Consider the following 17347-nt stretch of genomic DNA (forward strand, 5'->3'; position numbering starts at 1 on the left):
CATGTGCCCTTCCGCGGCTTTGCCGCGGAAGGCGGAGCGAGGTGCTGAAGGCAAGGCACCATCCGGGGCTCCCACGGCGCCGCGCAGCGGCGTCGCGAGGACCCACTTACCCGTAGGTCGTCTCCGACGCCTCGACGCCCCGGCTCATCTCTCGCGGCACCTCCTGTCCGGTTGCCAGCAGCGCCAGCGCCTCCGCCACGCGGATGCCATCGACGCCAGCGCTGAGGATGCCGCCCGCATAGCCCGCGCCTTCCCCGGCCGGGAACAGCCCCGGCGTGTTGAGGCTCTGGAAGTCCCAGCCCCGGCGGATGCGGATCGGGCTGCTGGTCCGCGTCTCGACGCCCGTCATCACCGCATCCGGCCGCGCGAAACCCGGCATCTGCCGGTCGAAGGCGAGCAGCGCCTCGCGCATCGCCGCCACGGCGAAGTCGGGCAGGCAGAGCGCCAGGTCGGTCGGCGTCACCCCCGGCTTGTAGCTTGGCAGCACCTCGCCCAGCTCGGTCGAGGGCCGCCCGGCGAGGAAGTCGCCGACCAGCTGCCCCGGCGCCCGATAGTCGCCGCCGCCGGCGAGGAAGGCCGCGCTTTCCAGCCGCCGCTGGAAGTCGACGCCGGCCAGCACGTCGCCGGGGTAATCCGCCGGCGAGATGCCGACGACGATGCCGGCATTCGCATTCCGCTCGGCCCGCGAATACTGGCTCATGCCATTGGTGACGACGCGCCCCGGCTCGCTCGTCGCCGCCACCACCGTCCCGCCCGGGCACATGCAGAAGCTGTAGACGCTGCGCCCGTTCGACGCATGGTGCACCAGCTTGTAGTCCGCCGCGCCGAGCAGCGGGTTGCCCGCATTCGGCCCCCAGCGCAGCCGGTCGATCATCCCCTGCGGATGCTCGATCCGCACGCCGATGCTGAAGGGCTTCTGCTCGAGATACACGCCGGCATCGCGCAGCATGACGAAGCTGTCCCGCGCGCTGTGCCCGATCGCGAGCACGACCGATTTCGCCGCGATCGCCTCGCCGCTCTCGAGCACCACGCCTTCCACCTGCCGCCCCGCCCCGAGTTCCAGCCCGACCACCTTGCTGCCGAAGCGGTACTCGCCCCCCAGCCGCTCGATCTCCGCGCGGATGCTCTCCACCATCGAGACCAGGCGGAAGGTCCCGATATGCGGCCGCGAGACATAGAGGATTTCCTCCGGCGCTCCCGCCTTCACGAACTCGGTCAGCACCTTCCGTCCATAATGCCGCGGATCCTTGATCTGGCTGTACAGCTTGCCGTCGGAGAAGGTGCCTGCCCCGCCCTCGCCGAACTGCACGTTGCTCTCAGGGGTCAGCACGCCGCGCCGCCAGAGGCCCCAGGTATCCTTGGTCCTCTCACGGACCAGCTTGCCGCGCTCAAGGATGATCGGGCGGAAACCCATCTGCGCCAGCACCAGCCCCGCCAGCAGCCCGCAGGGCCCGGTGCCGATGACGACGGGCCGCAGCGCCCCCTCGGGTGCCCGCGCCACGAATCGGTAGCGCGTGTCCGGCGCCGGGCGGACATGCGCATCCCCTCTGTGCCGCGCCAGCACCGCCGCCTCGTCGCGCAACACGAGGTCGAGCGTGTAGACCCACATGATCGCCCGCGGCTTCCGCGCATCATGCCCGCGGCGGAAGACGGTGATGTCGAGCAACTCGTCATCGGCGATGCCGAGCCGGGCGAGGATGGCGGCGCGCAGGAGTTCGGGCTCATGGCCGAGGGGCAGGCGCAGTTCGGTCAGACGCAGCATGGGTTTCCAAGGGCCGGGCGAGGCGTATCCTCCCCTTAGCGGGGAGGGACGGTGGATGGAACAGCGGGTCCTGGGTCGAACCGGGCTGAAGGTCTCGGTGCTGGGCTACGGCGCCGGCGCCGTCGGCGGGCTGATGGTCCGCGGCACGCCGGCCGAGCAGGAGCGGTCGCTCGCCCGCGCCTTCGAGGCCGGCATCAACTATGTCGATACCGCCCCCGCCTATGGCAATGGCGCCTCCGAGGAGAATCTCGGCCGGGCCCTGGCGGCGCTCGGCGCCCGCCCGCTGATCGGCACCAAATTCCGCCTGCCCGCCGCCGTGCCGCGCGACATCCCCGGCGCCATCACGGCCTCGCTGGAGGCGAGCCTTCGCCGCCTCGGCCGCGACGCCGTGGACCTCCTCCAGCTCCACGACCCGATCGGCCTACCAGAGGGCTACAGCCTCACCGAACTGCTGGGCGAGGGGCTACCCGCCCTGCACCAGCTGCGCGACCAGGGGAAGTGCCGCTTTCTTGGCATCACCGCCCTCGGCGCCGAACCCGCCCTCCGCCAACTCCTGGAGGCCGGGCTGATCGACACGGCGCAGTTTCCCTTCAACGCGCTCAATCCTTCCTGGCTCGCCTCGCTGCCGCCCGGCCTGCCGGGGCAGGATTTCCGCCAGCTCGGCCATCTGGCGGCGGCGCAGGGCGTCGGGCTGATCGGCATCCGCATCCTCGCCGCCGGCGCCCTCTCCGGCGAAGCGGGGCGCCACCCCATCGCCATGCCCGAGGTCGCGCCCATCGCCTCGGCCGGCGACTATGCCACCGATCTCGCCCATGCCCGCCGCCTCCGCCCGCTGGTGGAGGAGGGCCATGCCGCCTCGCTGGCCGAGCTCGCCATCCGCTTCGCCATCACCCCGCCGGAGATGGGCACGGCCCTGATCGGCACCGCCTCGCCGGAGCAGCTCGACCAGGCGATCGCCGCTGCGGAGCGGGGCCCGCTGCCGCCCCCGGTGCTGGAGCGCATCGCCGCGGTCCTCATGGCATGACCCCTTGGGAGTGAGTCCCCAGCTCGCCGGCTTCGGCTACCTCACCGTCACGGCCGCCGCCTGGGGCATGAACTGGCCGGTGATGAAGCTGCTGATGCAGGACTGGCCCCCCTTCACCTTCCGGGTGCTGGCGGCCAGCGGCTCCGTCCTGCTGCTCTTCGCCATCGCGGCCCTGCAGCGCGAGGCGCTGCTGCCCCGGCCCGACCAATGGGGCCGGCTGGCGGTGGCGGCGCTGCTTAATGTCACCTCCTGGCTGTTCTTCGCCCCGCTGGCGATCCTTTGGCTCGATGCGTCGGAGGCGGCGATCATCGCCTACACCATGCCGGTCTGGGCGACGATGCTCGCCTGGCCCTTCCTCGGCGAGCGCCCCGGCTGGCGCCGTCTCATGGGCCTCGCCCTTGGCCTCGCCGGCGTGGCGCTGCTGATGGCCGGCCGGCTCGACCTCGCCGCCGGCATAGGGGCGGGCAAGCTCCCTGGCGTGCTGGCGATCCTCACAACGGCGCTGCTCTTCGCCTGCGGCACCATCTGGACCAAGCGCTTTCCGCTGGCGATGGCGCCGGTGCCGCTCGTCGCCTGGCAGCTCGCCATCGGCGCGCTGCCCGTCGCCGCCGTGGCGCTCGCCACCGAGCAGGCGCATCCCGCCGAGGTCCGCCCGCTCGGCTGGGCCTGCCTCGCCTATGCCTCGGTGATCGGCCAGTGCCTCGCCTATCTGGCCTGGTTCCGCGCGTTGAAGCGGCTGCCCGCCGGCACCGCTGCCATCGGCTCGCTGCTGGTGCCGATCATCGGCGTGCTCGGCAGCGCCGCCTTGCTCGGCGAGCCGCTCGGCCTGCGCCAGGGCGCGGCGCTGGCGCTCACGCTCGGCGGGGTCGCCCTCGCCTCAAGGGGATGAGACGTTGCCGTGACGCAGGCAACTTCACCCGCTGCCAGCCTTTCCTTCCGCATCGACGCTACAGATGGAGAGTGAGACATGGACAACCAAATCCGTGAGATGCTGGTCGCCTCGCTGAAGGACATCTACAGCGCCGAGAAGCAGGGCACCCGCAACATGCAGCGCGTCGTCCGCAAGGTCTCCGCGCCGGAGCTGCGCGAGGCGCTGACCATGCATGTCGAGCAGACCCAGTCCCAGGTCGAGCGCGTCGAGCAGGCGCTCGAGGAGATGGGCGCCCGCCCAGGCCGCAAGGTCTGCGAGGCGATGCGCGGCCTGATCGAGGAGGCGCAGCACGAGGTGGAGGAGTACGAGAAGGGGCCCGTCCTCGACATCGTCATCGTCGCCGCGGTGCAGAAGATCGAGCATTACGAGATCGCCTCCTACGGCACCACGGCCTCCCTGGCGAAGGCGCTCGGCGAGGAGAAGGTCGGCCAAATCCTCGGCGAGATCCTCGAGGAGGAGAAGCAGACCGACCTGAAGCTGACCGAGCTGACCCAGCAGGTGCTGATGGCCCAGGTCATGGGCGGCGAGGCGGCCAACGATGCCAAGGGCGGCTCCAAGCGCAAGGCTTCGTAAGTCCGCGAGGGCAGGGGTAGCAACCGCCCAGGGGTGATGTTATTTCATAACATCATGCCCTGGTCTGATCCCCTCGACCTGTCTTCCGGCGCCGCCGCCCGCCTCGCGCTGGCGGCGGTCGTCGCGACCGGGCTCTGGCTCGCCGTCGCCTGGGCCATGGCCGCATGAGCCCCGCCGAGATCAAAATTGCCGACCTCACGGTCAGCCACCAGCGCCGCCCCGCGGTGCATCACCTCTCCGGCCGCTTCGCCCCCGGCAGCCTCACCGCCGTGGTCGGCCCCAACGGCGCCGGCAAGACGACCCTGCTGCGTGCTATTGCCGGCCTGCACCGCCCGGATGGCGGCCGCATCGAGGGTGCGGCCGGCCAGGTCGCGCTGCTGCCGCAGCAATCGAGCCTCGACCGCAGCTTCCCGCTCACCTGCCTCGATGCCGTCCTGCTCGGCCTCTGGGGCGAGACGGGCGCCTTCCGCGCCATCCCCCGCGCCGGCCGCGCCCGGGCCGAAGCCGCGCTCGCCGCCATCGGCCTCGCTGGCTTCGAGCGCCGCCCCATCGGCAGCCTCTCCGCCGGCCAGTTCCAGCGCGTGCTCTTCGCCCGGCTGCTGCTGCAGGATGCGCCGGTGATCCTGCTCGACGAGCCCTTCAACGCCCTCGACGCCCGCACCGCCGCCGAGCTGCTGTCGCTGGTGAAGCGCTGGCACGGCGAGGGCCGCACGGTGATCGCCGTGCTGCACGACCTCGACCTCGTCCGCCGCGAATTCCCCGAGACGCTGCTGCTCGCCCGCGACTGCCTCGGCTGGGGCCCGACCGGCGAGGTGCTGACCGCCGCCAACCGCCTCCGCGCCCGCATGATGGCCGAGGCCTGGGCCGAGCAGGCGGAGGCCTGCGCCGCCTGATCCTCCTCCAGCCTTTCATCGAGTACGGCTTCCTCCGCCGCGCCCTGGTCGGCTGCCTCGCCCTCTCGGTCGCCGCCCCGCCGCTCGGCCTCTTCCTCATGCTGCGGCGGATGAGCCTCACTGCCGATGTGCTCGCGCATGGCATCCTGCCCGGCGTCGCCGCGGGCTTCCTCATCGCCGGCCTCTCCCTCCCGGCGATGGCGTTCGGCGGCCTCGTCGCCGGCCTGCTGGTGGCGATCGGCGCCGGCGCCCTTTCCCGCGCCACCGGCGGGCGCGAGGACGCCTCGCTCGCCGCCCTCTACCTCGTGGCGCTGGCCGCCGGCGTCGCCATGGTCTCCATGCGCGGCGGCGCGGTGGAACTCACCACCCTGCTCTTCGGCAGCGTGCTCGGCGTCGATGACGGCGCGCTGCTGCTGATGGCCGGCGCCGCCACCCTCACCCTCGCCGCCCTGGCGCTCGCCTGGCGCCCGCTGGTGCTGGAATGCTTCGACCCCGGCTTCGCCCAGGCGGTCGGCGCCCGCGGCGCCCTCTGGCACCTGGGCTTCCTGGGCCTCGTCGTGCTGAACCTGCTGGCGGCCTTCCAGGCCCTCGGCACGCTGATGGCCGTCGGGCTGATGATGCTGCCGGCCATCGCCGCCCGGCACTGGTCGCGGCGGCTCGGCGGAATGGCCTATGCCTCGGTCGGCATCGCCATGGCGGCGAGCCTCGCCGGCCTGCTGCTGTCCTTCCATGCCGATGTCCCGGCCGGCCCGGCGGTGGTGCTCTGCGCCGGCCTCGCCTGGGCGGTCTCGGTCCTGGCCGGACCGGTCGACGGCCTCGCCGCCCGCCTGCTCCGCCGGCGGCACCTTGCAGGTTAGTCGGCGTTCAGAATCCGCGCGATCAGCCCGCGCTTGCGCAGCCGCCGCAGCCCTTGCTGCGCCGCCTGGGCTTCCTTCTCGGCCTTCTCCACCCGCCTCGACGCCTCGGCCAGCCGCGCCTCAGCGGCGGCGAGCGCCGCCTCGCGCTCCGCAAGCCGCGCCCCGGCCTCCACCAGCAAGGCCTCCGCCGCATCCGCCCGCCCCCGCTCGCGCAGCAGTTGCTCCTTCAGCAGACTGAGGGCTTCGAGGAAGGCGCCGGTCGGATTGGCCTCCGGCGCCGCGGCCTCCCGGGCAGGTGCCGCCACCGCCCGCAACCCGCCGGCCTGCCGGACATGCGCCTTCAGCTTCGCAGCCCAGCCGCTCTCGATGACCGCTGGGACCGGCGCCTCGGGCTGGAGCTGCAACCGCTCCGCCCAAGCGCCCAGGGATGAGGACAGCCGATCCGCCTCCGGCGCCAACGCCAGCAACTGCTTCCCGCCGTCCATCCAATCCCCCGGCCACGAACGATTGGTAATCTCGTGACCGTTGCTAGGATAGCAAGAAATTTATCGCGCAGCGAGCGTAATCGGCGCCGGCAATGCACGCTGTGAGGCGAGAAGCCGCGCAACCCCAGCCTGCACCTCGGCCAGACTCAGCGCCCGCCCGGTCGCACGGTCGAAGAAGACACCCCGATTCGCCGCGATGCTGTCGGCACCGACCGCCTCCGCCGCCGGCCGCGAAGGCGCCCGGCCCAGTTCGACGAGAAAGCGCCGTGCTCCCGCCGGCCCGAGCAGATGGGTGAGGTACAGCTCCGTGGTCCCTGCCGGCCGGCCGAGCAGCGCCTCCAGCGCCGCCCGCTCCGCCCCCAACCGCTCCGCCGCCATCACGGCCGAAAGCCGCGGGTCGAAGCGGAGGTTGAGAATATGGCGCAGGTCGCGCGGCCGCTTGGTGGTGATGGCTCCGGTCCGCGCATCGGTTGACAGGCTCGCCGCCTCCCGCGCCAGCCCGTGCCGCGCGCCGAAGTCGCGTACCACCTCAAGCCAGGTTGCCTCGGTGAACTGCATCAGTCCGCGCGCCGAGCTCTGCCGGTTGACGGCGCGATGGCTGAAGCGGCTCTCCTGCCAGGCGATGGCCCGCAGCAGCACCGGGTCGGCGCCGGTGCTGCGTGTCGCCGCCGCCAGTGCCGTGGCGACGACGGGGCTCGGCGTACCGTCCTCGGCCTGGGCGACGGGGGGCACCATCGCCACGGTCTTGACCCACGCCCGCACCGGGGCCACGGCCTGCCGCCGTGGCGCCGGCCTGACGACGGGCATGGGCTTCGCCTGGGCGCGCGCCGCGCCCGGCCTTTGGTTGGGCCGCGCCTCGGCCGGCGCCGGCACGGCGATGCTCGCTACAAGGGCGCAGGCGAGGGCGGCAATTGCCGGGCGAAGCCGACGCACATGGGAAGGCTGCGTGCCGCGGGGGGCGGCACGATGGGTGGCTTCGGTCACGAAGGAATCTCCCTCGGGGGTGGGAGCGATGGATGTGTCAATGCCCTTTACGCTGCCGGCGCCGTTCCGTTCCAAGCCCTTGCCGGCCGATGCTCACTGTGACCCGCAGGACACCTCCGATCGGGAGTATCCACCGCGCCATCCTCGCCCTTATGGTTCGGCCCTTCAGAGGGAGGCAGGCATGGCGATCCGACGCTTGGCGGAAGAAGGGCGGCTCTCCGGCGCCGTGGTGCATGGCGCGCTGGTCTACCTGGCCGGCCAGGTGGCCGATGACCCCGGCCTCGACGCTGAGGGCCAGACCGCCGACATCCTCGCCCAGATCGATGCCCTGCTCGCCGATGCCGGCACCGACAAGTCGAATCTGCTGACCGTCACCGTGGTGCTGGCCGACATCCAGGACGCCCCGGCGATGAACCGCGCCTGGGACCGCTGGCTCGACCCGCGCGCCAAGCCCGCGCGCATGACCATCGAGGCCCCGCTGGTCGACCCTCGCTGGCGCGTCGAGATCACCGGCATCGCCGCGATGCCCTCGCCCGCGCTCGCATCCTCCCCGGGGGCCGATGCCTGAGCGCCGACCCCGCAGCGTCCTCGGCGCTACCGGCCTCTCGCTCGGGCTGATGCTGCTGGTCGCCGGCGGCGTCGCCGACCGGGGCGGCACCTTCCCACTGGTCCTGCTCGGCGCCTCGGCACTGGCGATCGGCGCGCTCTACCGGCTCTTCCCGCACGGCCCGCAATTCGCCCTCGGCACCACCAACGGGCTGGCGATGTATGCCTGCCTCTATGTGGTGATCGGCCGTGCCGGCTTCCCCGACGCGCCGGACTGGGCGCGCGCCGTCGCCTTCGTCCTGCCGATCGCCGCCTTCGTCGCCGCCTGCTGGCTCCGCCGCCGCGACCTCAGCGCCTGGGCCGAGCAGGAGGAGGCCGCCGACCTCGCCCATCTCCCCCGCTTCGCCCGCTGGCTGGCGATCACCGGCCTGGTCGGCCTCGTCTCCCTCGGCTTCCCGGTGAACCGCCTGCCCGCCACCGGCCAGGGCCTTGCGCTGATCGGCGCCATGGCCGCCATCGCCGCGGTCAGCGTGATCTCGGTCGGCGACGTGGTGCGCCTGCTGGTCGACATCGCCGTCATCTTCCGCGCGGTGACGCGGCGGCTCTCCCGCCTCGCCGTGCCGATCGCTGCCTATTCCAGCCTCTGGGCGCTGCTGACGGTGGTCTTCGGCTGCCTCTACCGCATCGCCGACGGGCTCTCCGGCGGGCCGCTCTTCACCAGCACCCATGGGCCGATCCGGGTGGATTTCGCCGATGCGCTGCATTTCAGCGTGGTGACGCTCTCGACGGTGGGCTATGGCGACATCATCCCGGCCGATGACGGCATCAGGCTGCTGGCGAGCATCCAGATGCTGCTGGCCCAGCTGCTGCTGCTCTTCGGCTTCATCGAGATCATGCGCGGCAGCCGCGCCGGCCTGCCCGACGCGGCGCCCCGCGACGAGGCTACGCGCCGCGCCGCCGCCGGGGATTAGGCGCGGTTCCGCCGCAATCGGTGCGGATACTGGCCGGACTGGACGAAGGATCGAGGACCGATGACCGAGGCCGAACGGGCCGCTTTCTGGCGCGGCAAGCGCGTGCTGGTGACCGGCGGGGCCGGCTTCCTCGGCAGCGCCCTCTGCCATGCCCTCGCCGCGCTCGGCGCGCGGGTGACGGCGCTCGACGCCATGTTCCCCGATGGCGGGGCCAACATGGCCAATCTGGAGGGCGCCGGCGTCCTCCTGGTCCGCGGCGACATACGCGACGTGGAGCTGCACACCCTCTGCCAGGACGTGGACGTGCTGTTCAACATGGCCGCCCAGACCAGCCATATGGGTGGCCAGAAGGACCCGGTGGCCGACATCGCCATCAACGCCGTCGCCCAGGTCCGGCTGATCCAGGTGATGCGCGAGGCGGCGCCGAAGGCCACCGTCGTCCACGCCTCCACCCGCCAGTTCTACGGCCGACCGATGCAGCTGCCGGTCGACGAGCTGCACCCGGTCAACCCGCCGGATGCCAACGGCGTCTCCAAATGGGCCGGCGAGCAGTACTGGCTGCTGGAGCAACGCGTGCTGCACCGCCCCGTCGTCTCGCTCCGCCTGACCAACTGCTACGGCCCCCGCCTCCGCATCCGTGATGCCCGCCAGACCTTCCTCGGCATCTGGATCCGCCAGGTGCTGAAAGGGGAGGGGTTCGAGGTCTGGGGCGGCGAGCAGCTCCGCGACCTCACCTATGTCGACGACGTGGTCCGCGCCTTCCTGCTCTCGGCCGAATACGCGCCGAAGCCGGATGTCGCCGGCCGGGTCTTCAACCTCGGCGGCTCGCCCCCCGCCAGCTTGATCGAGCTGGCCGACCGGCTGATCGCCGCGAATGGCGGGAAAGGTCACTACGCCGTGAAGTCTTTCCCCGCCGACCGCGCCCCCATCGACATCGGCAGCTACCACGCCGATGACCATGCCTTCCGCGCCGCCACCGGCTGGGCGCCCCTGGTCGGGCTGGATGAGGGCCTCGCGCGTTCCCTCGACTGGTACCGCACCCGCATGGCTGACTATGGCTGAGGCTCCAAGGACGAACCGCCGATGAGCATGACCGTCATCCCCCAGGCCGATCCCGGCGCCGGCTACCGCGCCCAGCAGGCCGAGATCGATGCCGCCGTGGCCCGCGCCCTCGCCTCCGGCTGGTACATCCTCGGCCGCGAGGGCGAGGCCTTCGAACAGGAATTCGCCGCTTGGCTCGGCACCAGCCGCGCGGTCGGCTGCGCCAACGGCACGGATGCCCTGGCGCTGATCCTGCGCGGCATGGGCATCGGCGAGGGCTCGACCGTTGTCACCGTCTCCCACACCGCCGTCGCCACCGTGGCGGCGATCGAGATGGCCGGCGCTGTCCCCCTCCTCCTCGACATCGACCCCGACACCTACACCATGGACCCCGAGGAACTGACCGCCGTCCTCGAGGACCCGCCCCCCGGCCTGCCGCCGATCCGCGCCGTCATCGCCGTCCATCTCTACGGCCAGGCCTGCGACCTTGAGCCGATGCTCGCCGCCTGCCAGGCGGCCGGCGTCGCGCTGATCGAGGATTGCGCCCAGGCCCATGGCGCGACCCTCGGCGGCCGCAAGCTCGGCACGCTCGGCCGCGCCGCGGCCTTCTCGCTCTACCCCACCAAGAATCTCGGCGCCCTCGGCGATGGCGGCGTCCTGGCGACCGACGATTACGAGCTGGCCGACCGCATTGCCGCCATCCGGCAATATGGCTGGAAGGAGCGCTACGTCTCCTCGATGGTCGGCGTGAACAGCCGGCTCGACGAGGTCCAGGCCGCCATCCTCCGGGTGAAGCTGACCGCCCTCGACTGGGGCAATGAGCGCCGCCGCCAGATCGCCGCCGCCTATGACGCGGCGCTCGCCGGCGGCCCCTTCGCCCCGCCCGCCCGCCGGGCCGATACCGAGCATGTCTTCCACCAGTACGTGCTCCGCGCCGGCGCCTGGGGCATGACCCGGGCCGACATCCAGGCCCGCCTGCGCGCGGACGGCGTCGGCACCGGCATCCACTACCCGGTGCCGGTCCACCTGCAACCGGCCTATTTCGGCCGCATCCCCCTCGGCCCAGCCGGCTGCGCCGAAACCGCCCGCGCCGCGCTCGAGGTCTTCAGCCTGCCGATGTACCCGGAGCTGACCGACGAGCAGGTCGGTCATATCGGCTGGGCGCTGCGCAACCTGGCCGGCTGAAAACCCCGGCCCCCTGCCGCGTTGCCATCCCGCAACCGGCAGGGGGAGTATCCATGCAGCAGCGCTGGCCCGAGCGGCTCTGGATCGTCCGCCACGGCGAGAGCCGAGGCAATGTCGCGCGCGACGCCGCCCAGGCCGCCCGCTTGCACCGCATCGAAACCCTCTCCCGCGACGTGGACGTCCCCCTCAGCCCCCGCGGCGAGGAGCAGGCCCGCGCCCTTGGCCGCTGGTTCGCCGACCAGCCGCCCGGCGAGCGGCCCGACGTGGTCCTCGCCTCGCCCTATCTTCGCGCCCGCCAGACCGCCGAGCTGATGGGCACCCCGCCCGATGCCCTCACCCTCGACGAGCGGCTGCGGGAGAAGGAATTCGGCATCCTCGACCGCCTCACCCGCTACGGCATCGCCGCCGAGTACCCGGACCAAGCCGAACTGCGGAAGAGCCTCGGCAAATTCTACCACCGCCCGCCCGGCGGCGAGAGCTGGTGCGACGTCATCCTCCGCCTCCGCAGCGCGCTCGACACCATCTGCCTGCACCATGCCGGCGAGCGGGTGATGATCGTGGCGCATCAGGTCGTGGTGCTCTGCCTCCGCTACCTGATCGAGCGGATGACGGAGGAGCAGATCCTCGCCATCGACCGGGAGGGCGACGTGGCCAATTGCAGCATCACCGAGTACGTCCACCAGCCGGGCTCCGGCCTCGTCCTGCGCCGCTACAACTTCCTCGCGCCCCTGCTGGAGGAGGGTGCCCCCGTCACCGCCGAGCCCGACGCCCCGGCGACGGCGCCGGCCCCATGAGCGCCCCCGCCTCCCTCACGCCCGAGCTGCTGCGCGGCATGCCTCTGCCGGACCACCAGCAGGGCGCCGACAAGAACAGCCGCGGCCGCATCCTCGTCATCGCCGGCAGCCGCGAGGTGCCGGGCGCCGCCCTGCTCACCGGCATTGCGGCGCTCAGGGCCGGCGCCGGCAAGGTGCAACTCGCCGTCCCCGCCAGCGCCGCGTCGCACCTCGCCATGGCGATGCCCGAAGCCCGCGTCTTCCCCCTCGCCGAGACCGAGGCCGGCGGCATCGACCCCGCCGAGGCCGAGATGCTCGCCCGCCGCTGCGCCGGGGCTGATGCGGTGGTGCTCGGCCCCGGCATGATGGACCCGCCGGCCCTCGCCGCGCTGACTCACCGCCTGATGGACACGGCCGAGGGCGAAGCCGCCTTTCTCATCGATGCCGGCGCTCTCGCCGCGCTGCCCGACTGCCGCGAGGCGCTGCGCCGCCATGCCGGCCGCCTGATGCTGACGCCGCATATCGGCGAGATGTGCGGCCTGCTCGGCTGCCCCGCCGAGGAGGTCGCGGCCGACCCGCTCGCCGCCGCCCGCCGCGCCGCCGCCACCTTCGGCGCGGTCGTCGACATGAAGGGCGGCCGCTCCTTCGTCGCGTCGCCCCAGGGCGAAGCCTGGTCCTGCGACCGCGGCAATGTCGGCCTCGCCACCTCCGGCTCGGGCGACACGCTGGCGGGCATCGTCGCCGCCCTTGCCGCCCGCGGCGCGCCGCCCTTGCAGGCAACGCTCTGGGGCGTCTTCCTCCATGCCGAGGCGGGGGACCGGCTGGCCCGCCGCATCGGCCCGCTCGGCTACCTGGCACGCGAAATCCCCGACGAGGTGCCCGGCATCATGGCCGGGCTCGCCGGCTGACCGCCAAGCGCCGGAATCAGCTCGCGCGCGCGAGGAAGTAGAGCACCGCGCGGGCCGCCGCGACCCCGGAGCCGGGCACCGCCCGCTCCACGAAGAACTGCCCGGAGCTGCGCCAGATGCGCGGGATCTTGCCCATCCTGTGGTTTGGGGTTCCGCATGTGTCCCGGCAGCGACAGGCCACAGGCGCATGGAGGAGCGAGGGAAAGGCTGGCCATCCTCACCTTCGCACGTGCAACATGACGCCATGCCCGACATCGCCCCCGACCCCCTCCAAGACCTCTTCGCCCGCCTACGGGAGGCGAGGGCGGCGGCGGCGCATGACCCTTTCGGCGACCCGGTGCTGCTGATCGCGCTGGCCATCAGCCGGCGGTTGGATGATGGCGCCCTCGACCTCGCCCTCGTCGCCGACATGGTGCAGCGCATCGCCGACGCGGCGGCGGGCGAGCGGGCGAAGCGCATCGCCGCCTATGTCGGCCTGCCCGATGCCGTGCCCGACCTCGCCGACCTCGCCGCCCGCCTAGTGCGCCCCGACCCGGATGACAGCCCGGTCCCCTTCGCCCAGTACCGCGCGCTGCTGGAGACGCCGCGCTTCGCCGCCGTCTTCACCGCCCACCCGACCTTCTCGCTGCCGCCCGAGACCGGCACGGCCCTGGCCGAGGCGGCGAGCGGCGGAACCTTCCCCCAGGACCTCCCCCACCGCCCCCCCGCGCCGACGCTGGCCGAGGAATTCCGCCAAGCCGGCGCCGCCATCGCCCGCGGCCGTGACGCCATCGACGGGCTGACCGAGGCGCTGCTGGGCGCCGCCAAATCCGTCTGGCCCGACCGCTGGGCGACGCTCGTCCCCCGCCCGATCCTGCTGGCGAGCTGGGTCGGCTACGACACCGACGGCCGCACCGATATCGGCTGGTGGGACACGCTCCGCCTCCGCCTGACGATGAAGCGCCTCCAGCTCGAGCGCCTCGCCGCGCAGTTCGCCGCCCTCGGCGAGCCCGCCGCCCCGCTCGCCGGCCGCACCGCCGAGGCTCTGCAGGCGACCGAGGCCCAGCTCGCCGCCGTCCCCGAGCGGCCGGAGCCGGAGGCGGTGCGCGCCATGGCGCATCTGCTGATCGAGCGCCGCGAGGCGGCGATGACCGGCATCGAGCCGCTGATGGCGCTCTTCCCCGCCGCCATCGCCGCCGCCCCCGACGACGCTGCCCGCCTCGCCCTCGCCACCGCCCGCGCCGGCCTCGCCACCCATGGCCTCGCCCTGGCCCACACCCATGTCCGGCTGAACGCCGCCCAGCTCCACAATGCCGTGCGCCAGCGCCTCGGCCTCGCCGCCTCGGCCGAGGACATGGCGCAGCGCCGCGGCCTGCTCGCCGCCATCAACGAGGCGCTGGCCGAGGTCGCGCCGCTGCCCGTCGACTTCGGCGCGCTCCTGGCCGAGCAGGCCAGCGCCGCGCGCCTCATGCTGATCTGCGCCCAGATCGCCAAGCATGTGGACGGCTCCGCGCCCATCCGCTTCCTCATCGCCGAGACGGAGACTGGCTACACGCTCCTCGCCGCCCTCTGGCTCGCCCGCCGCTTCGGCGCCGACCGGGCGGTCGAGCTATCCCCCCTCTTCGAGACGGCGGAAGCTCTCGACCGCGGCGAGCGGGTGCTGGAGGAGGCGCTGCGCAGCCCGCACTACCGCGACTACCTCCGCGCCCATGGCCGTATCTGCCTGCAATTCGGCTATTCCGACAGCGGCCGCTATGTCGGCCAGCTCGCCGGCAGCTACCTGGCCGAGCGCCTCAAGCTTCGCCTCGTCGAGCTGCTCCGCCGCCACAAGCTCGACGGCATCGAGGTCGTGCTGTTCGACACCCATGGCGAGAGCGTCGGCCGCGGCGGCCATCCGGGCAGCCTCGCCGACCGCCTCGCCTATCTCTCGCCGCCCCAGGCCCGCATGGCGCTCGACCGTGCGGGCTTGCGGCTACGCGAGGAGACGGCCTTCCAGGGCGGCGACGGCTACCTCTTCTTCGGCACGTCCGCGCTCGCCCGCGCCACCATCGCCGGCATTGCGAAACATGCCTTCGCCCCGGCCTGGAGGGTGACGGACCCGGTCTATGCCGAGGCCGACTACGTGGCGGATTTTTTCGCCACCGTCCGGCGCGAGATGCAGGCCCTCGTCGCCGACCCAGGCTATGCCGCCCTCCTCGGCGCCTTCGGCCCCGGCCTGCTCGACCGCACCGGCTCCCGCCCCGCCGTGCGGCAGGCCGATGGCATGGGCGGGCCCATCCGCATCAGCCACCCCTCGCAGCTGCGGGCGATCCCGAACAACGCCATCCTCCAGCAACTCGGCTGGATGGCGAACACGCTGCACGGCCTCGGCGCCGCCGCCTCCGCCAACCCGGACGCTTTCACCGACCTCCGCACCCGCTCGCCTCGCTTCGCCCGGGCGCTTGCCATGGCCGCCCGCGCCGCCGCCTGCTCCGATATCGGCGTGCTGCGCGCCGTGGTCGACACGCTCGACCCCGGCCCCTGGCTCGACCGCGCCGGCTTCACCCGCCGCCCCGGCCGGCGCGAGCAGCTGCTCCGCGTCGCAGGCGCCGTGGAGGCGCTCGACCTCGACGCGCCGGTGCGCCGCCTCTTCCGCCGCCTCCAGGCCGACCACCTGGCGCTCCGCCATGCCTGGCCCGACCTGCCGGAGATGCCGGACCGCCTCGTCCTGCTGCATGCCCTGCGCCTGGCGCTGATCCACCGCATCTGGCTGCTCGCCGTCGATGTTCCCGATTTCTCGCCCCGCCACGGCGCGGCGCGCGAGGCCCTGGTCGCCCGCATCCTCCAGCTCGATGTCGAGCCGGCCCTGAAGCTATTGGAGGAAGTCTTCCCCGCCGCCCCCGGCCCGGTCATCGGCCTCGAATTCGGCGAGCCCGCCCCGCCGCGCGAGGGGCTGAGCTACGCCACCGAACACGCCAAGCTGTTCCAGCCGATGGCGAAGCTCTTCGCCCTGGTCCGCGAATGCGGCGCCGCCATCACCCATGAGGTCGGCGCCTTCGGCTAGCCCGCCGCCACCCCCGCCAGCACGCGCAACAGCCGGTCGGGATCGATCGGCTTCTGCAGGATGGCGAGCGGCTGCACTGCCTCGCAGCGGGCGCGGAAGGCAGGGTCGCCGGAGCCGGTGACGAAGAGGAAAGGCGGGCCGGCCGTAGCGCGCAACCATTCGGCAACGTCGATGCCGTCGAGCCCACCCGGCAGTTTCACGTCGAGGCTGACGACATCGACCGCCTGTCCGCTGCCGAGGATCGCCAGGGCCTCCTCCGCCGTCGCCGCGGTGCCGGCGATGCGGTGGCCGGCATCTTCCAAAACCGCCACCAGATAATCGGCGATGAGGAATTCGTCCTCGACAACAAGGACCCTCAGCCCGGCCTGGCCAGGTTCCGCACCGTGATTCGACATATCCTCCCGCCGCCGTCCTTGGAGCCGACTTCAACCACACCGCCAATCTGCTGCGCAAGACGTTGCACCAGCCGGCCGCCGAGCCCGCTCCCGGCCTCCGAATTCTGCTGCCCGCTCCCGTTGTCGGCGACTTCCAGCACAGGCGCTCCATCCGCCTCGCTACGGAAAGCCACGCCGATGACCAGCGGCTCCGCCCCCGCCACCGCATGCTTCAGCGCATTCGTAATGAGCTCGTTGGCGATCAGCGCCAGCGGCACGGCGATGTCGACCGGCAGCATGCGCGGCTCCAGCGTGCGCCGCGTCGCGACGCCGCGCCCGTCGAGGGCGATGAGATCCTCCGTCAGCTGCCCGAGGAAGGCCGGGAAATCCACCCGCCGGAAGTCCCCGCCGCGGTAGAGCCGCTCCTGCAGCAGCGACAGCGACTGCACCCGCCGGCCGAGGTCGTCGAGCCGGCGCCGGGCCACCGGCTCGTCGATGCTGCGGGCGGTGAAGGCGATCAGCCCGACCACGAGCTGCAGGTTGTTGTGCAGCCGGTGATACAGCTCCTGCGTCAGCAGATCGCGGTTCTCCTCGAGGCCGCGCCGGGTCTCGACGCGGGTAAGGGCCGCCCGAGCCGCCGCCGCCAGCCGGCGCAGCTGCTTCGGCGACTTCACCACATAGTCGTCGAAGCCCGCCTTGATGGCGCGCACCGCCACCTCCTCGTCGCCGGTGCCGGTGAACATGATGGCGACGCAGCCTGGCCAGGCCCGCCGCACCTCATCGAAGATGCTGAAGCCGTCGATCCAGTTGAGGCTGAGGTCCGAGATCAGCAGGTCCGGGCCCTGCGGCGCGGCGAGGGCGGCATCGAGGCCGGCGCGGTCGCCGATCTCGGTGATGGCCGCGCCCTCGAATTCGCGGCGCATCGCCCGGCTGGCCAGGCCGCGGAAATCGGGGTCGTCGTCTGCGATCAGGATGCGCATTTGCGTTCAACAGGGCAGCGGCGTGGCGGATTGCTCCA

Annotated in this window: 17 protein-coding genes; 12 read left to right on the forward strand and 5 right to left on the reverse strand. The window is 72.6% G+C overall.

The window, feature by feature from the left end:
• Positions 1-106: 106 nt before the first annotated feature.
• Entirely contained in the window at positions 107-1762 is a 1656-nt protein-coding gene (locus tag EP26_RS07170; protein WP_043337438.1) for an NAD(P)/FAD-dependent oxidoreductase, read from the reverse strand.
• Positions 1763-1817: 55 nt separating this feature from the next.
• On the opposite strand from EP26_RS07170, the gene EP26_RS31760 reads away from it, so the two are divergent.
• The 5 genes from EP26_RS31760 (at position 1818) to EP26_RS07195 (ending at position 6040) form a co-directional block, all read left to right on the forward strand.
• Complete coding sequence (locus EP26_RS31760; protein ID WP_052388903.1) at positions 1818-2786, forward strand: aldo/keto reductase; 969 nt, start codon at positions 1818-1820, stop codon at positions 2784-2786.
• A 10-nt stretch (positions 2787-2796) separates the two neighbouring features.
• Positions 2797-3675, forward strand: coding sequence for a DMT family transporter (locus EP26_RS07180; RefSeq protein ID WP_211259394.1), 879 nt, complete (start codon positions 2797-2799; stop codon positions 3673-3675).
• Between the two features lie 78 nt (positions 3676-3753).
• Entirely contained in the window at positions 3754-4290 is a 537-nt protein-coding gene (locus EP26_RS07185; protein WP_052388904.1) for a ferritin-like domain-containing protein, read from the forward strand.
• 164 nt (positions 4291-4454) lie between these two features.
• Complete coding sequence (locus EP26_RS07190; RefSeq protein WP_043337442.1) at positions 4455-5183, forward strand: metal ABC transporter ATP-binding protein; 729 nt, start codon at positions 4455-4457, stop codon at positions 5181-5183.
• Positions 5171-6040, forward strand: a complete 870-nt coding sequence (locus tag EP26_RS07195) for a metal ABC transporter permease (protein WP_052388905.1) — start codon at positions 5171-5173, stop codon at positions 6038-6040. Before EP26_RS07190 ends, EP26_RS07195 begins: the two co-directional genes overlap by 13 nt.
• Here the strand turns inward: EP26_RS07195 and EP26_RS07200 are convergent.
• Together EP26_RS07200 and EP26_RS31765 are read right to left on the reverse strand one after the other, a co-directional pair.
• Positions 6037-6525 carry a hypothetical protein gene (locus EP26_RS07200; RefSeq protein ID WP_043337444.1) on the reverse strand — a complete coding sequence of 163 codons (489 nt, stop codon included), beginning with the start codon at positions 6523-6525 and terminating at the stop codon, positions 6037-6039. The two genes, EP26_RS07195 and EP26_RS07200, sit on opposite strands and share 4 nt — an antisense overlap.
• 60 nt (positions 6526-6585) lie before the next feature.
• Positions 6586-7509, reverse strand: coding sequence for a transglycosylase SLT domain-containing protein (locus EP26_RS31765; RefSeq protein ID WP_052388906.1), 924 nt, complete (start codon positions 7507-7509; stop codon positions 6586-6588).
• Between the two features lie 181 nt (positions 7510-7690).
• Here EP26_RS31765 and EP26_RS07210 point away from each other — a divergent pair, with 181 nt between their 5' ends.
• The 7 genes from EP26_RS07210 to EP26_RS38070 all read left to right on the forward strand — a co-directional run bounded on the left by EP26_RS07210 (position 7691) and on the right by EP26_RS38070 (position 15955).
• The gene (locus EP26_RS07210; protein ID WP_043337445.1) at positions 7691-8077 is read left to right on the forward strand and encodes a RidA family protein; all 387 of its coding nucleotides are present in this window, start codon (positions 7691-7693) and stop codon (positions 8075-8077) included.
• Positions 8070-9026 carry a potassium channel family protein gene (locus EP26_RS07215; RefSeq protein WP_043337448.1) on the forward strand — a complete coding sequence of 319 codons (957 nt, stop codon included), beginning with the start codon at positions 8070-8072 and terminating at the stop codon, positions 9024-9026. The genes EP26_RS07210 and EP26_RS07215 overlap by 8 nt, the downstream gene beginning before the upstream one ends.
• Before the next feature lie 60 nt (positions 9027-9086).
• Complete coding sequence (locus tag EP26_RS07220) at positions 9087-10088, forward strand: NAD-dependent epimerase/dehydratase family protein (RefSeq protein WP_043337449.1); 1002 nt, start codon at positions 9087-9089, stop codon at positions 10086-10088.
• 21 nt (positions 10089-10109) lie between these two features.
• The gene (locus EP26_RS07225) at positions 10110-11252 is read left to right on the forward strand and encodes a DegT/DnrJ/EryC1/StrS family aminotransferase (RefSeq protein WP_043337451.1); all 1143 of its coding nucleotides are present in this window, start codon (positions 10110-10112) and stop codon (positions 11250-11252) included.
• Positions 11253-11305: 53 nt separating this feature from the next.
• The gene (locus EP26_RS07230) at positions 11306-12046 is read left to right on the forward strand and encodes a histidine phosphatase family protein (RefSeq protein ID WP_043337454.1); all 741 of its coding nucleotides are present in this window, start codon (positions 11306-11308) and stop codon (positions 12044-12046) included.
• The gene (locus EP26_RS07235; RefSeq protein ID WP_043337455.1) at positions 12043-12933 is read left to right on the forward strand and encodes an NAD(P)H-hydrate dehydratase; all 891 of its coding nucleotides are present in this window, start codon (positions 12043-12045) and stop codon (positions 12931-12933) included. Before EP26_RS07230 ends, EP26_RS07235 begins: the two co-directional genes overlap by 4 nt.
• A gap of 244 nt (positions 12934-13177) precedes the next feature.
• Entirely contained in the window at positions 13178-15955 is a 2778-nt protein-coding gene (locus EP26_RS38070) for a phosphoenolpyruvate carboxylase (protein ID WP_043337564.1), read from the forward strand.
• On the opposite strand, the gene EP26_RS07245 is transcribed toward EP26_RS38070, so the two are convergent.
• Complete coding sequence (locus EP26_RS07245) at positions 15952-16350, reverse strand: response regulator (protein ID WP_052388907.1); 399 nt, start codon at positions 16348-16350, stop codon at positions 15952-15954. The genes EP26_RS38070 and EP26_RS07245 overlap by 4 nt on opposite strands.
• Positions 16311-17309, reverse strand: a complete 999-nt coding sequence (locus tag EP26_RS07250; protein ID WP_043337458.1) for a sensor histidine kinase — start codon at positions 17307-17309, stop codon at positions 16311-16313. The genes EP26_RS07245 and EP26_RS07250 overlap by 40 nt, the downstream gene beginning before the upstream one ends.
• Between the last annotated feature and the right edge of the window lie 38 nt (positions 17310-17347).

It is taken from the genome of Belnapia moabensis DSM 16746 (assembly GCF_000745835.1).
GTDB lineage: Bacteria > Pseudomonadota > Alphaproteobacteria > Acetobacterales > Acetobacteraceae > Belnapia > Belnapia moabensis.